General features: G+C 66.4%; 13 protein-coding genes. 10 read left to right on the top strand and 3 right to left on the bottom strand.

From position 1 onward, the window contains the following. Positions 1 to 3: 3 nt before the first annotated feature. A complete protein-coding gene (locus CAG29_RS03300; protein WP_085693861.1) occupies positions 4 to 2361 on the bottom strand; it encodes a glucose/quinate/shikimate family membrane-bound PQQ-dependent dehydrogenase in 2358 nt (785 codons plus the stop codon). 182 nt (positions 2362 to 2543) lie between these two features. Between CAG29_RS03300 and CAG29_RS03295 the strand changes: the two genes are divergently transcribed. The 10 genes from CAG29_RS03295 to CAG29_RS03250 all read left to right on the top strand — a co-directional run bounded on the left by CAG29_RS03295 (position 2544) and on the right by CAG29_RS03250 (position 13503). Then, positions 2544 to 3005: an Lrp/AsnC family transcriptional regulator gene (locus tag CAG29_RS03295; RefSeq protein WP_046029956.1), complete on the top strand. Its 462-nt coding sequence runs from the start codon at positions 2544 to 2546 to the stop codon at positions 3003 to 3005. A gap of 221 nt (positions 3006 to 3226) precedes the next feature. Next, positions 3227 to 4909: an NAD(P)/FAD-dependent oxidoreductase gene (locus tag CAG29_RS03290; protein WP_085586300.1), complete on the top strand. Its 1683-nt coding sequence runs from the start codon at positions 3227 to 3229 to the stop codon at positions 4907 to 4909. A gap of 12 nt (positions 4910 to 4921) precedes the next feature. Continuing rightward, a complete protein-coding gene (locus tag CAG29_RS03285) occupies positions 4922 to 5716 on the top strand; it encodes a carbon-nitrogen hydrolase family protein (protein WP_085636854.1) in 795 nt (264 codons plus the stop codon). Between the two features lie 48 nt (positions 5717 to 5764). Then, the gene (pqqF, locus tag CAG29_RS03280) at positions 5765 to 8191 is read left to right on the top strand and encodes a pyrroloquinoline quinone biosynthesis protein PqqF (RefSeq protein ID WP_085693860.1); all 2427 of its coding nucleotides are present in this window, start codon (positions 5765 to 5767) and stop codon (positions 8189 to 8191) included. Positions 8192 to 8355: 164 nt separating this feature from the next. Beyond that, positions 8356 to 8430: a pyrroloquinoline quinone precursor peptide PqqA gene (gene pqqA / locus CAG29_RS03275; RefSeq protein ID WP_003422658.1), complete on the top strand. Its 75-nt coding sequence runs from the start codon at positions 8356 to 8358 to the stop codon at positions 8428 to 8430. Positions 8431 to 8514: 84 nt separating this feature from the next. Further along, positions 8515 to 9426, top strand: a complete 912-nt coding sequence (gene pqqB / locus CAG29_RS03270; RefSeq protein ID WP_085586306.1) for a pyrroloquinoline quinone biosynthesis protein PqqB — start codon at positions 8515 to 8517, stop codon at positions 9424 to 9426. A 134-nt stretch (positions 9427 to 9560) separates the two neighbouring features. Beyond that, positions 9561 to 10313 (top strand): pyrroloquinoline-quinone synthase PqqC, encoded by a 753-nt coding sequence (gene pqqC / locus CAG29_RS03265; protein WP_085693859.1) that lies wholly within the window; start codon positions 9561 to 9563, stop codon positions 10311 to 10313. Next, a complete protein-coding gene (pqqD, locus tag CAG29_RS03260) occupies positions 10310 to 10585 on the top strand; it encodes a pyrroloquinoline quinone biosynthesis peptide chaperone PqqD (RefSeq protein ID WP_085693858.1) in 276 nt (91 codons plus the stop codon). Before pqqC ends, pqqD begins: the two co-directional genes overlap by 4 nt. Continuing rightward, positions 10557 to 11729 (top strand): pyrroloquinoline quinone biosynthesis protein PqqE, encoded by a 1173-nt coding sequence (pqqE, locus tag CAG29_RS03255; protein ID WP_085655809.1) that lies wholly within the window; start codon positions 10557 to 10559, stop codon positions 11727 to 11729. Before pqqD ends, pqqE begins: the two co-directional genes overlap by 29 nt. Then, complete coding sequence (locus CAG29_RS03250) at positions 11695 to 13503, top strand: S9 family peptidase (protein WP_085693857.1); 1809 nt, start codon at positions 11695 to 11697, stop codon at positions 13501 to 13503. The genes pqqE and CAG29_RS03250 overlap by 35 nt, the downstream gene beginning before the upstream one ends. A 48-nt stretch (positions 13504 to 13551) precedes the next feature. Here CAG29_RS03250 and CAG29_RS03245 read toward each other — a convergent pair whose 3' ends face one another. Together CAG29_RS03245 and CAG29_RS03240 are read right to left on the bottom strand one after the other, a co-directional pair. Further along, entirely contained in the window at positions 13552 to 13710 is a 159-nt protein-coding gene (locus CAG29_RS03245) for a YqaE/Pmp3 family membrane protein (RefSeq protein WP_065259115.1), read from the bottom strand. 184 nt (positions 13711 to 13894) lie between these two features. After that, positions 13895 to 15172: an aspartate aminotransferase family protein gene (locus CAG29_RS03240; protein ID WP_085693856.1), complete on the bottom strand. Its 1278-nt coding sequence runs from the start codon at positions 15170 to 15172 to the stop codon at positions 13895 to 13897.

The following is a 15172-nucleotide window of genomic DNA, read 5'->3' as shown; positions in this document are numbered from 1 at the left end:
CCCTCAGCGCGGCAACGCATACGCAATCACATAATCCCCCCGATCCGTCGACTGCCGGGCCCCGCCCGCCGTCAGCAGGATGTACTGCCTTCCGGTCTTGGGCGACACGTAGGTCATCGGCCCCGACTGGCTGCCCACCGGCAGGCGGGATTTCCAGATTTCGTCGCCGGTACCGGTGTCGAAGGCGCGCAGGTAGAAGTCCTGGGTGCCGGCGAAGAACAGCAGGCCGGACTGGGTGGCGAGCGAGGCGCCCAGGGTCGGCATGCCGATCGGGATCGGCAGGTGCATGCGGATGCCCAAGGGGCCTGTGTCCTGCACGGTGCCGACCGGCACTTGCCAGACCAGTTTGCGGGTCTTCAGGTCGATGGCGGACATCGTGCCGAACGGCGGCTTCTGGCACGGAATGCCCGCCGCCGACAGGAAGCGCTCGCGCATCGCGCCGAACGGGGTGCCTTCCTGCGGCACCACGCCCATCTCGATGCCGCTGGCGCCGGCGGCGATCCGGTTGCGCGGGATCATGTAGTTGGCCAGGCCCAGGCGCATGTCGTTGACGAACAGGTAATGGGAGTTCGGATCCACCGACACGCTGCCCCAGTTCATGCCCCCGAGGGAGCCGGGGAACTGCAGCGCGCGATCCATGCCCGGCGGGGTGTAGACGCCCTCGTGGCGCATGCCCTTGAACTGGATGCGGCACATCAGTTGGTCAAACGGCGTGGCGCCCCACATGTCGGATTCGGTCAGGGTCTGGTTGCCGATGGAAGGCATCTCCACCGAGAACGGCTGGGTCGGCGAGTAGCGTTCGCCGGGCACGTTGCCTTGCGGCACCTTGCGTTCCTCGACGCGGGCGATCGGTTTGCCGGTCTCGCGGTTGAGCAAGAAAATCTCGCCCTGCTTGGTCACCTGCGCCAGCGCCGGCTGCGTGCCGCCCCGGTCGTCCGGCAGGTCGTACAGCAGCGGCTGGGCCGGCAGGTCGAAGTCCCACAGGTCGTGATGGGTGGTCTGGAAGTGCCAGCGCACCTGACCGGTCTTCACGTCGAGGGCGACGATGGAGGAACTCCACTTGTCGTCGAACTCGGTGCGCTGGCCGCCGAAGAAGTCTGGTGTGGCGTTGCCGGTCGGCAGGTAGACCAGCCCGAGTTTGGCGTCGTAGGACATGGCCGACCACACGTTCGGCGTGCCGCGGGTGTAGGTCTCACCGGGCGGCGGGCGTTTGGTGATGTTCGGGTTGCCCGGATCCCAGGCCCACACCAGCTCGCCGCTGCGCACATCGTAGGCGCGGATGACGCCCGGCGGCTCGCCCGTGGAGTAGTTGTCGGCCACGCGGCCGCCGATGATCACCACGTCGCCGGCCACCAGCGGGGTCGAGGTCTGCTGGTAGTAACCCGGTTTGACGTCGCCCATGTCGGTTTTCAGGTCGACGGTGCCTTTGTCGCCGAAGTCGGCGCAGGGCTCGCCGGTTTCGGCGTTGATCGCAATCAGGCGCGCATCGCCGGTCGGCAGGAACAGACGTTTCGCACAGGCTGCCGGGGCAGCGGCCGACCCGTCTGAAGGCGCTTCGAAGTAACCCAATCCCCGGCATCGCTGCCAGTTCGGTGCGCTGCCCTGAGGGTCGAACTTCCAGCGCTGGGTGCCGGTGTCGGCATCGAGGGCGAAGACCTTGCCGTAGGCGGTGCAGGCGTAGACCGTGTCGCCGATCTGCAGCGGCGTGTTCTGGTCTTCGGCGCCGGCACCGGTGCTCTGCGGGATGTCGCCGGTGTGGAAGGTCCAGGCCACCTGGAGCTTGTCGACGTTGGCCTTGTTGATCTGGTCCAGCGCGGCAAAGCGGTTGCCGGCGGTGGTGTTGCCCCAATGGGCCCAGTCCTTCTGCTCCGTGCCCGGCGTGACTGGGGTGACGGCCGGCACGCTGGAGGCTTCGACCACGTGGGTCGGCACAAACATGTAGGCCAGGGCCGCGGCGATGCCGACGCCCAGCACGCCCGCCAGCCCGTGGGCGCCCCGCCCTGCCTTGGCACCGGAGACCCGCGCCAGCGTCGGGTAGACCAGCGCCACAACGAAGCCGATCACGGCGAAGGTCAGCACCCGGGAAACCAGCGGCCAGTATTCCAGGCCAGCGTCCCACAGCGCCCAGATCACGGTGAGGATCAACGCGACGCCGTACAGCCATGCCCCTTGCCGTTGGCCACGGGCGATCATTGCCCCGGACACCAGCATCGCCAGGCCCATCAGCAGAAAGTACCCGCTGCCGCCCAAGGCGACGAGCCAGCCACCGCCGCCGGCCAGACCGAGCCCGATCAAGGCAATCAACACACCCAGACCGCGCAGCAGCCATTTGCTGCCGGCGGCAGCCCCAGAATCGTTCATGTCGGACGTTGTTCCCATTTGTGACAAGGGCGGAATAATGTACCGGACGGTTACTTATGGCAATTTGTCGCAATAGAAATGAACCAGACAGTCCAAAAAACCGTTCGATTATCGGCCGTAAGCGTTCTCGCGCCTGAATCTGTAACATGCAGCCCATCCGTCCGCGCCCCTGGAGACGCCCTTTGCCTGACATCCGCCCGCCCGTGCTCGACGAAATCGACCGCCAGCTGATCGCCGCCCTGCAAATCAACGCCCGCGAAAGCGTGGCGATGCTTGCGCGGCAATTGGGCATCGCCCGCACCACCGTGACGTCGCGGCTGGCGCGGCTGGAAAAGGCCAAGGTCATCACCGGTTATGGCGTGCGCCTGGGCCAGCGGGTGGTGGACGGCGGATTGCAGGCGTACGTGGGCATCACCGTGCAGCCGCGCTCCGGCAAAGAGGTGCTGCGCCGGCTCAGCGCCATGGCGCAGGTGCAACAGCTGTGTGCGGTGAGTGGCGAATTTGATTATGTGGCGTGGCTGCGCACCGACTCGCCGGAGCAACTGGATCAGTTGCTCGACCAGATCGGCAGCGTGGACGGGGTGGAGAAGACGACCACGTCGATCATCCTGAGCAGCAAGATCGACCGGGGGCAGCCGGTTTGACCGTCGGGTTCGGCATTTCGGTCGTGCGGTCGGGCCTCATCGCGAGCAGGCTCGCTCCTGTTTTGCTCACTATGCACACCAGCTTCGTCATATCGACTGATGAATCAGCATAACGACGACACTTTGCGTCTTATTAACGTGTTCTGCGCTCCCTAGAATGGCCGGCATCTTTTCCTATACTCAGACGCGCATCCGGCGTCGGGTCGCCAGCAAGGTCAGCCATGAACAAGAACAATCGCCATCCTGCAGACGGTAAAAAGCCGGTCACCATCTTCGGCCCGGACTTCCCATTCGCCTTCGACGACTGGATCGAACACCCAGCCGGCCTGGGCAGCATTCCTGAGCAGCACCACGGCGCGGAAGTGGCGATCGTCGGCGCCGGCATCGCCGGGCTTGTGGCCGCCTACGAGCTGATGAAGCTGGGCCTCAAGCCCGTGGTCTACGAGGCCTCGAAGCTGGGCGGCCGCCTGCGCTCCCAGGCGTTCAACGGCACCGACGGCATCGTCGCGGAACTGGGCGGGATGCGTTTCCCGGTGTCGTCCACCGCGTTCTACCACTATGTCGACAAGCTCGGCCTGGAAACCAAGCCCTTCCCCAACCCGCTGACGCCGGCCTCCGGCAGCACCGTGATCGACCTGGAAGGCAAAACCCATTACGCACAGAAACTGGCGGATCTTCCTGCACTGTTCCAGGAAGTGGCCGACGCCTGGGCGGACGCCCTGGAGGACGGCGCGCGCTTCGGCGAGATCCAGCAGGCGATCCGCGACCGCGACGTGCCGCGCCTCAAAGAGCTGTGGAACACCCTCGTGCCGCTGTGGGACGACCGCACCTTCTATGACTTCGTCGCCACGTCCAAGGCGTTCGCCAAACTGTCGTTCCACCACCGCGAAGTGTTCGGCCAGGTCGGTTTCGGCACCGGCGGCTGGGACTCGGACTTCCCCAACTCGATGCTGGAAATCTTCCGCGTGGTGATGACCAACTGCGACGATCACCAGCACCTGGTGGTCGGCGGCGTCGAACAGGTGCCTCAGGGCATCTGGCGGCACGTGCCGGAGCGCTGCGTGCACTGGCCGCAAGGCACCAGCCTGAAGTCGCTGCACCGCGGCGCGCCGCGTTCGGGCGTGAAGAAGATCGCCCACGCGCCGGGCGGCCGTTTCGCCGTCACCGACAACAACGGCGACACCCGGGAATACGCCGCCGTGCTGACCACCTGCCAGAGCTGGCTGCTGACCACCCAGATCGAGTGCGAAGAGACCCTGTTCTCGCAAAAGATGTGGATGGCCCTCGACCGCACCCGCTACATGCAGTCGTCGAAAACCTTCGTGATGGTCGACCGGCCGTTCTGGAAGGACAAGGATCCGGAAACCGGCCGCGACCTGATGAGCATGACCCTCACCGACCGCCTCACCCGCGGCACGTACCTGTTCGACAACGGCGACGACAAGCCGGGCGTGATCTGCCTGTCGTACTCGTGGATGAGCGATGCGCTGAAGATGCTCCCGCACCCGGTGGAAAAGCGCGTGAAACTGGCGCTGGATGCATTGAAGAAGATCTACCCGAAGGTCGACATCGCCTCGCGCATCATCGGCGATCCGATCACCGTGTCGTGGGAAGCCGACCCGCACTTCCTCGGTGCCTTCAAAGGCGCCCTGCCCGGCCACTACCGCTACAACCAGCGCATGTACGCGCACTTCATGCAGGACGAGATGCCGGCCGAGCAGCGCGGGATCTTCATCGCAGGCGACGACGTGTCGTGGACCCCGGCGTGGGTCGAAGGCGCGGTGCAGACTTCGCTCAACGCGGTGTGGGGAATCATGAAACACTTCGGCGGCGCCACACATAAAGAGAACCCGGGCCCGGGTGATGTGTTCAAAGACATCGGCCCTGTCGCCCTGCCTGAGTAAGAGGAACCCCCGATGCGTGTAGCCCTTTACCAATGTCCGCCGCTGCCCCTGGAACCGGCCGCGAACCTGCAGCGCCTCCAGCGAGTGGCGATGGAGGCCAAGGGCGCCGACCTGCTGGTGCTGCCGGAGATGTTCATGACCGGCTACAACATCGGCCAGGAAGCGGTCGGCACGCTGGCCGAGGTCTACAACGGCGAATGGGCGCAACAGATCGGACGGATCGCCAAGGCCGCCGGCCTGGCGATCCTCTACGGCTATCCGGAGCGCACCGCCGACGGGCAGATCTACAACGCCGTGCAGTTGATCGACGCCCAGGGCGAACGCCTGTGCAACTACCGCAAGACGCACCTGTTCGGCGATCTCGACCGGTCGATGTTCAGCCCCGGCGAAGATGAGTTTCCCATCGTCGAGCTCAACGGCTGGAAGCTCGGTTTCCTGATCTGCTACGACGTGGAGTTCCCGGAGAACGCCCGGCGCCTGGCCCTGCAAGGCGCCGAGCTGATCCTGGTGCCGACGGCGAACATGGTGCCGTACGACTTCATCGCCGACGTCACCGTCCGTGCCCGCGCCTTCGAAAACCAGTGCTACGTGGCCTACGCCAATTACTGCGGCCACGAAGGCGACATCCATTACTGCGGCCAGAGCAGCATCGCCGCGCCGGACGGCAGCCGCATCGCCCAGGCCGGCCTGGACGAAGCCTTGATCGTCGGCGAACTGGACCGGCGCCTGATGGCCGATTCCCGCGCCGCCAACCGCTACTTCACCGACCGTCGCCCCGAGCTGTACGACGCACTGAACAAACGCTGACCCTGCGTAATCCGCTAGCATGGGCACCTCACCGTTCTGGAAGTGCCCATGCCTGCGCCGACTCATTCCCGCCCCCACACCGAAACCCTGGCCAGCGGCTTGCGCGTGACCCTGCGCCACGTGCCCGGCATGACGCGCAGCGCCGCCGTGCTGCGGGTGGCCGCCGGCAGCCATGACGTGCCGTTGGCATGGCCGGGCATGGCGCATTTCCTGGAGCATCTGCTGTTTCTCGGCACCGAGCGCTTTCCCGCGCAGCAAGGGCTGATGGCCTACGTGCAGCGCCACGGCGGCCAGGTGAACGCCAGCACCCGCGAACGCACCACGGACTTTTTCATTGAGCTACCGACCGCGTCCTTCAGCGAAGGGCTTGAGCGTCTGTCGGACATGCTCGCCCATCCCCGCATGAATCCGGACGATCAGTTGCGCGAACGGGAAGTGCTGCACGCGGAATTCGTCGCCTGGTCGCAGGATGCGGCAGCCCAGCAGCAACAGGCGCTGTATGCAGGTCTGGCGGCCGACCATCCGCTGCGCGGCTTCCATGCCGGCAATCGGGACAGCCTGCCGGTGCCACAGGCGGAATTTCAGCAGGCGTTGAAGGCCTTCCATCAGCGGTTCTATCGCACCGGCCAGATGACCCTGAGCCTGGTCGGCCCCCAGAGCCTCGACGCATTGCAGGCACTGGCCCGGCAGTTCGACGCGGCGCTGCCGGTTGGGGATAAGGTTGCGCAAACGCCTCCCGTACCCTTGGTGGCTGGCTCGGCGAAAAGTTATCAACAGGTCGGTGAAGGAGTGCTTCACCAGTTGTTTGCTCTTGAGGATCTGCCGGACGGATCCGCCGAAGCGATGGCGTTCCTCTGCCATTGGCTGAACAGCGCCAAACCCGGCGGGCTGCTCGCCCACCTGCGCCATCAGGGACTGGCGCAAGCCCTGAAGGCCGAGCCGCTGTACCGCTTCGGCGGGCAAGCCTTGCTGCATGTGCAGTTCAGCACTCCCGCCAAGGGTGCCGAAGCCCTCGTCGAAACGCTGCACGACTGGTTGAGCTTCTTTGCCGCGCAGCGGGACTGGCCGGCATTGCGCCAGGAATACGCGACGCTGCTGCAACGCCGGCAACAGGTCAGCGGCGCGCTGCAATCGGCGCAGGCGGACAGCGAGCAATCGGAAAGCAGCCTGTCCGATGCCGGCGCCGCTGTGCTCGGACAACTCCTGCGCCAGCTCGGCGTTGTGGATAACTTCAGCGACCGTTGGCATCTGCCCGCCGCCAATCCGTTCTTGCGTGAAGCGCCGCCGCTGGCCAACGCTAACCTGATCCGCGGCCAGACCAGCGCCCACCGCGGCCTGCGCACCTTTGCCCAGGATCGCTCGCGCAGCCGCCGGGAACGCTCGGCGATGCAGTTCAGCCAGGCCTTGCCGGATACCGGCGAAGAAGGCGCGGTGTTTGTGCGCTGGGTGCTCGCATCGGCCCCGGCCGAAGGGCTGCCGGCGAGGCTGCAACGGGCTCTGCAAGACGTGGGCGAGGACGCGCGTCAGGCCGGGGTCGAGCTGACCTTCGCGACAACGGGGAATCAATGGCTGCTGAAACTCACCGGCCTGCAGGAGCCGATGCCGGCGGTCCTCGAATCTGCGCTGCAAACGCTGACGCAAACGGACGGCGATGCCCCGCCGGCCGAACCGGAGAGGCCATTGATGCCGATCCGCCAGTTGCTCAAGGCGTTGCCGGAGCAAGGCCTGGAATCCGTCGGCAGCGCTGACGACGCCGCGCACCTGTGGACAACGGCGCGCTGGGACGGTCTGGCCCTCGGCCTCAACGCCAGGACCCAGTCGGCCATGGGCCTGGCCCTGAGCCGCATTCCGGGCACCGCGGACAATCAATTGCCGCCGCAGCCGGCGATCAACGGCGAACGGCTCTGGACTCACATCGATACCGCGTCCCGCGAGCATGCGCTGCTGCTGTTCTGCCCGGCCGCCCGCCACGGACTCGACGACGAAGCAGCCTGGCGCCTGCTGGCCCACATTGGCCAGACGCCGTTCTACCAACGCCTGCGGGTCGAGCTGCAATTGGGTTATGCGGTGTTCAGCGGGATCCGCTCGGTGCACGGCCAGACCGGGCTGCTGTTCGGCGTGCAGTCGCCGAGCGTTGCGCCTGCCGGGTTGCTCGAACACATCCGGCAGTTCATGGACGCGCTTGCGGCGCTTACCGAAAGCCTTGACGATCAAGCGTTCCGGCAACAGCGCCAGGCGCTGGCCGATCAGTTCGACGTCAACGGCCTCGCCCTGAAGGACGCCGCCGAACTGCTGTGGCAGGCCAGACTGGCCGGCCATCCGTCGGATTATCTGGCGCAGTTGGCCTGCGCCATCGGCGAGACGAACCGTGTGGCCCTGACCGACGCCGCGCAGCGCCTGATCAGCGCCGAAGGCGGCTGGCGCTGCCTGGCCGACAGCCCTTCGCCGGGTGCGCCGTGGCGAACGGCAAAATGATCATTACCTGAGCTGCAATGAGCTTTCTCGCAGATTCACGGGCAAAGCCTCTGAAATTTTGAGTAACATAGCCGCCTAACTATTTTGAACGTCATCGCGCTGCCATGGACTATACCTATGGATAGCGCTGTCTCAACCACCCGAAACCATTGAGGAGTCACCTTATGTCCTGGACCAAACCGGCCTACACCGACCTGCGCATCGGCTTCGAAGTCACCATGTACTTCGCCAGCCGCTGAGTCCTGCCCCAGGCAGAACACAGCAGTGCAACGCCTCGGCCCGCCGGGGCGTTTTGTTATCCGCGTTGAAATGATGGAGCGCTCATGTTTGTCCAGATTCTGGGTTCGGCCGCCGGCGGCGGTTTTCCGCAGTGGAACTGCAACTGCGTCAACTGCGCCGGCTTTCGCGACGGCAGCCTGAACGCCCGGGCCCGCACCCAATCGTCCATCGCGATCTCCGATGACGGCGTGAACTGGGTGCTGTGCAACGCCTCGCCGGACATCCGCGCCCAGCTCCAGGGCTTCGCCCCGATGCAGCCGGGCCGGGCCCTGCGCGACACCGGCATCGGCGCGATCATCCTGATGGACAGCCAGATCGACCACACCACCGGCCTGCTCAGCCTGCGCGAAGGTTGCCCGCATCAGGTCTGGTGCACGGACATGGTCCACGAAGACCTGAGCACCGGTTTCCCGCTGTTCAACATGCTCAAGCACTGGAACGGCGGCCTGGACTGGAACCGCATCGAGCTCGACCAGAGCTTCACCATCGCCGCCTGCCCGAACCTGCGCTTCACCCCGCTGCCCCTGCGCAGCGCCGCGCCGCCGTATTCGCCGCACCGCTTCGACCCGCACCCGGGCGACAATATCGGCCTGATCGTTGAAGACCTGAACACCGGCGGCAAGCTGTTCTACGCTCCGGGGCTGGGCAAGGTCGATGCGCCGCTGCTGGCGATCATGGCCGGCAGCGACTGCGTGCTGGTGGACGGCACGCTGTGGGACGACGATGAGATGCAGCGCCGCGGCGTCGGCACCCGCACCGGCCGCGAGATGGGCCACCTGGCCCAGAACGGCCCCGGCGGCATGCTCGAAGTGCTGGAGCAATTGCCTAAGCAGCGCAAGGTGCTCATCCACATCAACAACACCAACCCGATCCTCGACGAGGATTCGCCGGAGCGGGCGGAGCTGGCGCGGCGTGAGGTCGAAGTGGCCTATGACGGCATGAGCCTGGTGCTCTAGTTGATGGCATCATCGCTGGCCAGCCAGCTCCCACAAGGTTCCGTGATACACACAAAACCTGTGGCAGCTGGCTGACCGGCGAAGGCGTCCTGACCGGCACCCAAGAATCCAACGGTTGTTCCCGGAGAACCGACATGAGCGACACCCCGATGTCCCCCGCCGAATTCGAGGCGGCGCTGCGCGCCAAGGGCGCCTACTACCACATCCATCACCCGTACCACGTGGCGATGTATGAAGGCCGGGCCACCCGTGAGCAGATCCAGGGCTGGGTCGCCAACCGCTTCTACTATCAGGTGAACATTCCCCTGAAGGACGCGGCGATCCTGGCCAACTGTCCGGACCGCGAAATCCGCCGCGAGTGGATCCAGCGCCTGCTCGACCACGACGGCGCGCCCGGCGAGGACGGCGGCATCGAGGCCTGGCTGCGCCTGGGCCAGGCGGTCGGCCTCGACCCGGATCAACTGCGTTCCCAGGAACTGGTGCTGCCCGGCGTGCGCTTCGCGGTCGACGCCTACGTCAACTTCGCCCGCCGCGCCAGTTGGCAGGAAGCCGCCAGCAGCTCGCTGACCGAGCTGTTCGCGCCGCAGATCCACCAGTCGCGCCTCGACAGCTGGCCCCAGCATTACCCGTGGATCGACCCGGCCGGCTACGAATACTTCCGCACCCGCCTGGGCCAGGCGCGCCGGGACGTGGAGCACGGCCTGGCGATCACCCTGGAGCACTACAAGACCCGCGAGGGCCAGGAGCGCATGCTGGAGATTCTCCAGTTCAAACTGGACATCCTTTGGAGCATGCTCGACGCCATGAGCATGGCCTACGAACTGAACCGCCCGCCGTATCACAGCGTGACCGGAGAACGGGTCTGGCATAAAGGAATCACCCTATGAGCTTCGACCGCAGCCTGATCCCGCAGTGGCGCCCCGGCTACCGTTTCCAGTACGAACCGGCGCAGAAAGGCCACGTGCTGCTGTACCCCGAGGGCATGATCAAGCTCAACGACAGCGCCGCGCTGATCGGCGGCCTGATCGACGGCGAGCGGGATGTCGCCGCGATCATCGACACCCTCGCGCTGCAGTTCCCCGGCGTGCCGGAGCTCGGTGACGACATCGAGCAATTCATGGAGGTCGCCCGTGCAGAGCACTGGATCACCCTTGCCTGAACCGTCGGTGCAGGTGCCGCCCAAACCCGAGGTCGGCCTGCCGCTGTGGCTGCTCGCCGAGCTGACCTACCGCTGCCCGCTGCAATGCCCGTACTGCTCCAACCCGCTGGACTTCGCGCAGCAGGGCCAGGAACTGAGCACCGAACAGTGGCTCAAGGTGTTCCGCGAGGCGCGGGAGATGGGCGCGGCGCAACTGGGCTTTTCCGGGGGCGAACCGCTGGTGCGCCAGGACCTCGCCGAACTGATCGGCGAGGCGCGCAAGCTGGGCTTCTACACCAACCTGATCACCTCGGGCATCGGCCTCACCGAGCAGAAGATCAGTGACTTCAAGAAAGCCGGCCTCGACCACATCCAGATCAGCTTCCAGGCCAGCGACGAGCAGGTGAACAACCTGCTGGCCGGCTCGAAGAAGGCCTTCGCCCAGAAGCTGGAGATGGCCCGGGCGGTCAAGGCCCATGGCTATCCGATGGTGCTCAACTTCGTCACCCACCGGCACAACATCGACAAGATCGACCGCATCATCGAGCTGTGCCTGGCGCTGGAGGCGGATTTCGTCGAGCTCGCCACCTGCCAGTTCTACGGCTGGGCGCAGCTCAACCGCGTCGGCCTGCTGCCGACCCGCGAGCAACTGGTGCGCGCCGAGCGCATCACCAACGAGTACCGCGCCAAACTGGAGGCCGAAGGGCATCCGTGCAAGCTGATCTTCGTCACCCCGGACTACTACGAAGAACGCCCCAAGGCCTGCATGAACGGCTGGGGCAGCCTGTTCCTGACAGTCACGCCGGACGGCACGGCCCTGCCCTGCCACGGCGCCCGGCAGTTGCCGGTGCAGTTCCCCAACGTGCGCGACCACAGCATGCAGCACATCTGGTACGACTCGTTCGGCTTCAACCGCTTTCGCGGCTACGACTGGATGCCCGAGCCGTGCCGCTCCTGCGACGAGAAGGAACAGGACTTCGGCGGCTGCCGCTGCCAGGCCTTCATGCTCACCGGCGATGCGAGCAACGCCGACCCGGTGTGCAGCAAGTCCGCACACCACGGCGTGATCCTGGCCGCCCGCGAAGAGGCCGAACACGCCACCCAGACCATCGATCAACTGGCCTTTCGCAATGAACGAAACTCGCGCCTCATCGCCAAGGGCTGAACCGTTCAGCGCCACCGCCGCCGTCACCGCCGGGGTGGATTTCGCCGAACTGCAACTGGGCGCCCTTGGCCTGTGCTGGAACGAATACCGTCCCCAAGACGCCGCATGCCGGATCTGGCACTGGCGGGACGGGCAGGCCCGATGCCTGACCCCGCCCGGGTTCAGCGTGCGCAGCCGCGTGTACGAATACGGCGGCGGGGCGTTCTGCCTGACGGATGACGGGGTGGTGTTCGTCAACGAGGCGGATCAGCAGCTTTACCGCCAAACGCCGGAAGGGGCGCCCGAGGCGCTGACCTCCGGCGAGTGCCGCTATGGCGACCTGGGTTTCTACGGTGGCCAGGTGCTGGCGGTCGAAGAACAGCGCGAACGGCACCGCTTGGTGTCCGTCGGTCTGGCTGACGGCCACCGGCAGGTGCTGGCCGAAGGCGCGGACTTCTACGCCGCTCCGGTCGTGAGCCCCGACGGCCGGCGTCTGGCCTGGATCGAGTGGAGCCGGCCGCATCAGCCGTGGACGTCGACCCGGTTGATGGTGGCCGAACGCACGGCGCAGGGAGTTGGCGCGGCACGATGCATCGCCGGGGACGGGCCAGAAGAGTCGGTCCAGCAACCGCGCTTCGATGCTGACGGACGGCTGGGGTGCCTGACCGACCGTGGCGGGCATTGGCAGCCATGGGTCGAGTCCGCAGACGGCCTGCAGCCATTGGCCAGCGCCGAGGCCGACCACGCCCCGGCGCCCTGGCAGATGGGCGGCTGCACGTGGCTGCCGCAGGGCGAGACGTTTCTGGCCAGTTGGAGCGAAGGCGGCTTCGGTCGTTTGGCACTCGCCGGCGAAGACTTCACCGGCGCTTACAGCCGCTTCCGTCATCTCGCGCTGGATGAGCGTTTCATCTACGCCATCGCCGCCTCCCCCGTGAGCCCGTCGGCGGTCATCGCCATCGACCGGACCTCGCACGAGGTAACGGTACTGGCCGGCGGCGCTGCGCCGCTGCCCGCCGAACGCATCAGCCGACCGCAGACCCTGCGCTACCCCAGCGGCGGCGGGGAGGCCCACGGTTTCTTCTATCCGGCCACCAACGGCGACGCACGGCCGCCGTTGGTGGTGTTCATCCACGGCGGCCCGACGTCGGCCTGCTACCCGATCCTCGATCCGCGCATCCAGTACTGGGCGCAACGCGGCTTCGCCGTCGCCGACCTCAACTACCGGGGCAGCAGCGGTTACGGCCGTGAATATCGGCAGGCCCTGCACCTGAACTGGGGCGAGGTGGACGTCGAGGACGCCTGCGCGGTGGTGGCGCATCTGTCCGGACGCGGCATGATCGACGGCGAACGCGCCTTTATCCGAGGCGGCAGCGCCGGCGGCTACACCACCTTGTGCGCCCTGGCGTTCCACCGGGTGTTCCGCGCCGGCGCCAGCCTGTACGGAGTCAGCGATCCGCTGGCGCTGGGCCGGGCGACCCACAAGTTCGAGGGCGATTACCTGGACTGGCTGATCGGCGATCCGCAGCGGGACGCCGAACGCTACGCCGCCCGCACGCCCCTGCTGCATGCGGGCAACATCGGTGTGCCGGTGATTTTCTTTCAGGGCGAACTGGATGCGGTCGTGGTGCCGCAGCAGACCCGCGACATGGTGGCGGCGCTTGAGCGCAACGGCATTCCGGTCGAGGCGCACTATTACGCCGATGAGCGCCACGGCTTCCGCCGCGCCGCGAACCAGGCCCATGCGCTGGAGCAAGAGTGGGCGTTCTATCGGCGGGTGATGGATTCGATGGACTGACCCCATCGCGGGCAGGCTCGCGATGGGGTCAGTCAGACGCCGTAGCGCTCAACGCTTGGCGATGATGTACACCGCATGCACGATCCCCGGAATGTACCCGCACAACGTCAGCAGAATGTTCAGCCAGAACGCGCCGCCGAATCCGACCTGAAGGAATACCCCCAGCGGCGGCAGGATGATGGCGATGATGATGCGGATAAAGTCCATGGGCAGCTCCTGTTCGGGATGGGGTCGGCTCAAGCCGTACAAGCCAATCGACCTGCACGCCGGGTCAGGGGTTCAGTGCAATCGCCGCTCACGGCACAAAAAAACGCCCCACGCGAAAAGAATCAGGCGTGAGGCGTGCGTTATACCGCGAGACGGTTCTTGAATTCGGGTGGGAAACGTCAGCTCAGACGGCAATCCCTTTGCGGCATTGCACCTGCGCGGTGCGCACCCGGGAGAAGGCCCGCGCCAGGCGAACCAGCATCTCGTCGATGTTGGCCTGGCTGACCGTCAACGCCGGGGTGAAGCGCAGGCAGTCCGGTTGCGGCGCGTTGAGCAGCAGGCCTTCATGCAGCGCGGCTTTGACCACAGCATCCGCCGAGTCGTCCGACAGGCTCAGCCCCCAGAACAGGCCCTGACCGCGCAATTCGCCGTGCCCGTATCGATGGGCCAACCGGGCCAGGCCTTCTCGCAGATGCTGGCCGTTGTCGTTCACGTGCTGAAGAAAGGCGCGGTCCTGCACGCTGTCGAGCACCACCAGGCCGGCGGCGGTCATCAGCGCATTGCCGTGATGGGTGCCGCCCAGCTCGCCGGCGTCGAAACAGCACGCGGTGCCCCGCGCCAGCAGCGCCGCCAGCGGCACACCGCCGCCGAGCCCCTTGCCGAGCACGACGATGTCGGCGCGCACGCCGAAGGTTTGCTCCGCGAGCAACGTGCCGCAGCGGCCGATGCCGGTCTGCACCTCATCGAGGATCAGCAGGATACCCAGTTCGCGGCACAGGCGCTCGACGCCCTTGAGGTAATGCTCGCTGGCCGGGATCACACCGGCATCGCTCTGGATCGGCTCAAGCATGATCGCCACGGTCTGCGCGTCCACCGCCGCATGCAAGGCCGGCAGGTCGTTGAACGGCACTTGGTCGAAACCCGGCAGCAGCGGCGCGAAACGGTTGGTCAGGTTGGCGCTGTCCGAGGCCGAGATCGTCGCCAGGCTGCGGCCGTGACAACCCTGGCGGGCCACGATGATCCGCGAGGCGCCGCCGCGGTGCCGCTGCCCCCATTTGCGCGCCAGCTTGATCGCCGCCTCGCAGGCTTCGCTGCCGCTGTTGAGCAGGTAGGCCTGATCGCTGGCGGTGCCGGCGCACAGGCGCTCGGCGAGGCTGAGCATGCCGCGGTTGAGCAGGTTGAAGCCGGGGTTGATCAAGGCCTGGGCCTGGCCGGCGATGGCCTTGACCAGGGCCGAAGGGCTGTGGCCGAGGCTGTTGGCGCCGCCGGCCTGAGAAAAGTCCAGGTACGCGCGGTCGTTGCTGTCCCACAGCCACGAGCCTTGGCCGCGCACGAATACCTGCTGCGGGCGCTCGACGCCGGACATCAGGCGCTCCACGCCGTCGCCAGCATCGGTTTGCCCGGCTTCGAAAGCCAGGTCATCGAGGCTCGGCGCCGGACGCCGCAATCCGAACAGCGTCAT

The organism is Pseudomonas sp. B7(2017), assembly GCF_002112745.1.
Lineage (GTDB): Bacteria > Pseudomonadota > Gammaproteobacteria > Pseudomonadales > Pseudomonadaceae > Aquipseudomonas > Aquipseudomonas ekonensis.
The sequence above is the reverse complement of the archived record's forward strand: the minus strand, read 5'-3'. Positions and strand labels throughout refer to the sequence as shown.

Coding starts and splice junctions, on each gene's coding strand:
- CAG29_RS03300 (WP_085693861.1), bottom strand. CDS start 2,361: ATGAACGATTCTGGGGCTGCCGCCGGCAGCAAATGGCTGCTGCGCGGT.
- CAG29_RS03290 (WP_085586300.1), top strand. CDS start 3,227: ATGAACAAGAACAATCGCCATCCTGCAGACGGTAAAAAGCCGGTCACC.
- CAG29_RS03285 (WP_085636854.1), top strand. CDS start 4,922: ATGCGTGTAGCCCTTTACCAATGTCCGCCGCTGCCCCTGGAACCGGCC.
- pqqF (WP_085693860.1), top strand. CDS start 5,765: ATGCCTGCGCCGACTCATTCCCGCCCCCACACCGAAACCCTGGCCAGC.
- pqqB (WP_085586306.1), top strand. CDS start 8,515: ATGTTTGTCCAGATTCTGGGTTCGGCCGCCGGCGGCGGTTTTCCGCAG.
- pqqC (WP_085693859.1), top strand. CDS start 9,561: ATGAGCGACACCCCGATGTCCCCCGCCGAATTCGAGGCGGCGCTGCGC.
- pqqD (WP_085693858.1), top strand. CDS start 10,310: ATGAGCTTCGACCGCAGCCTGATCCCGCAGTGGCGCCCCGGCTACCGT.
- CAG29_RS03250 (WP_085693857.1), top strand. CDS start 11,695: ATGAACGAAACTCGCGCCTCATCGCCAAGGGCTGAACCGTTCAGCGCC.
- CAG29_RS03245 (WP_065259115.1), bottom strand. CDS start 13,710: ATGGACTTTATCCGCATCATCATCGCCATCATCCTGCCGCCGCTGGGG.
- CAG29_RS03240 (WP_085693856.1), bottom strand. CDS start 15,172: ATGACGCTGTTCGGATTGCGGCGTCCGGCGCCGAGCCTCGATGACCTG.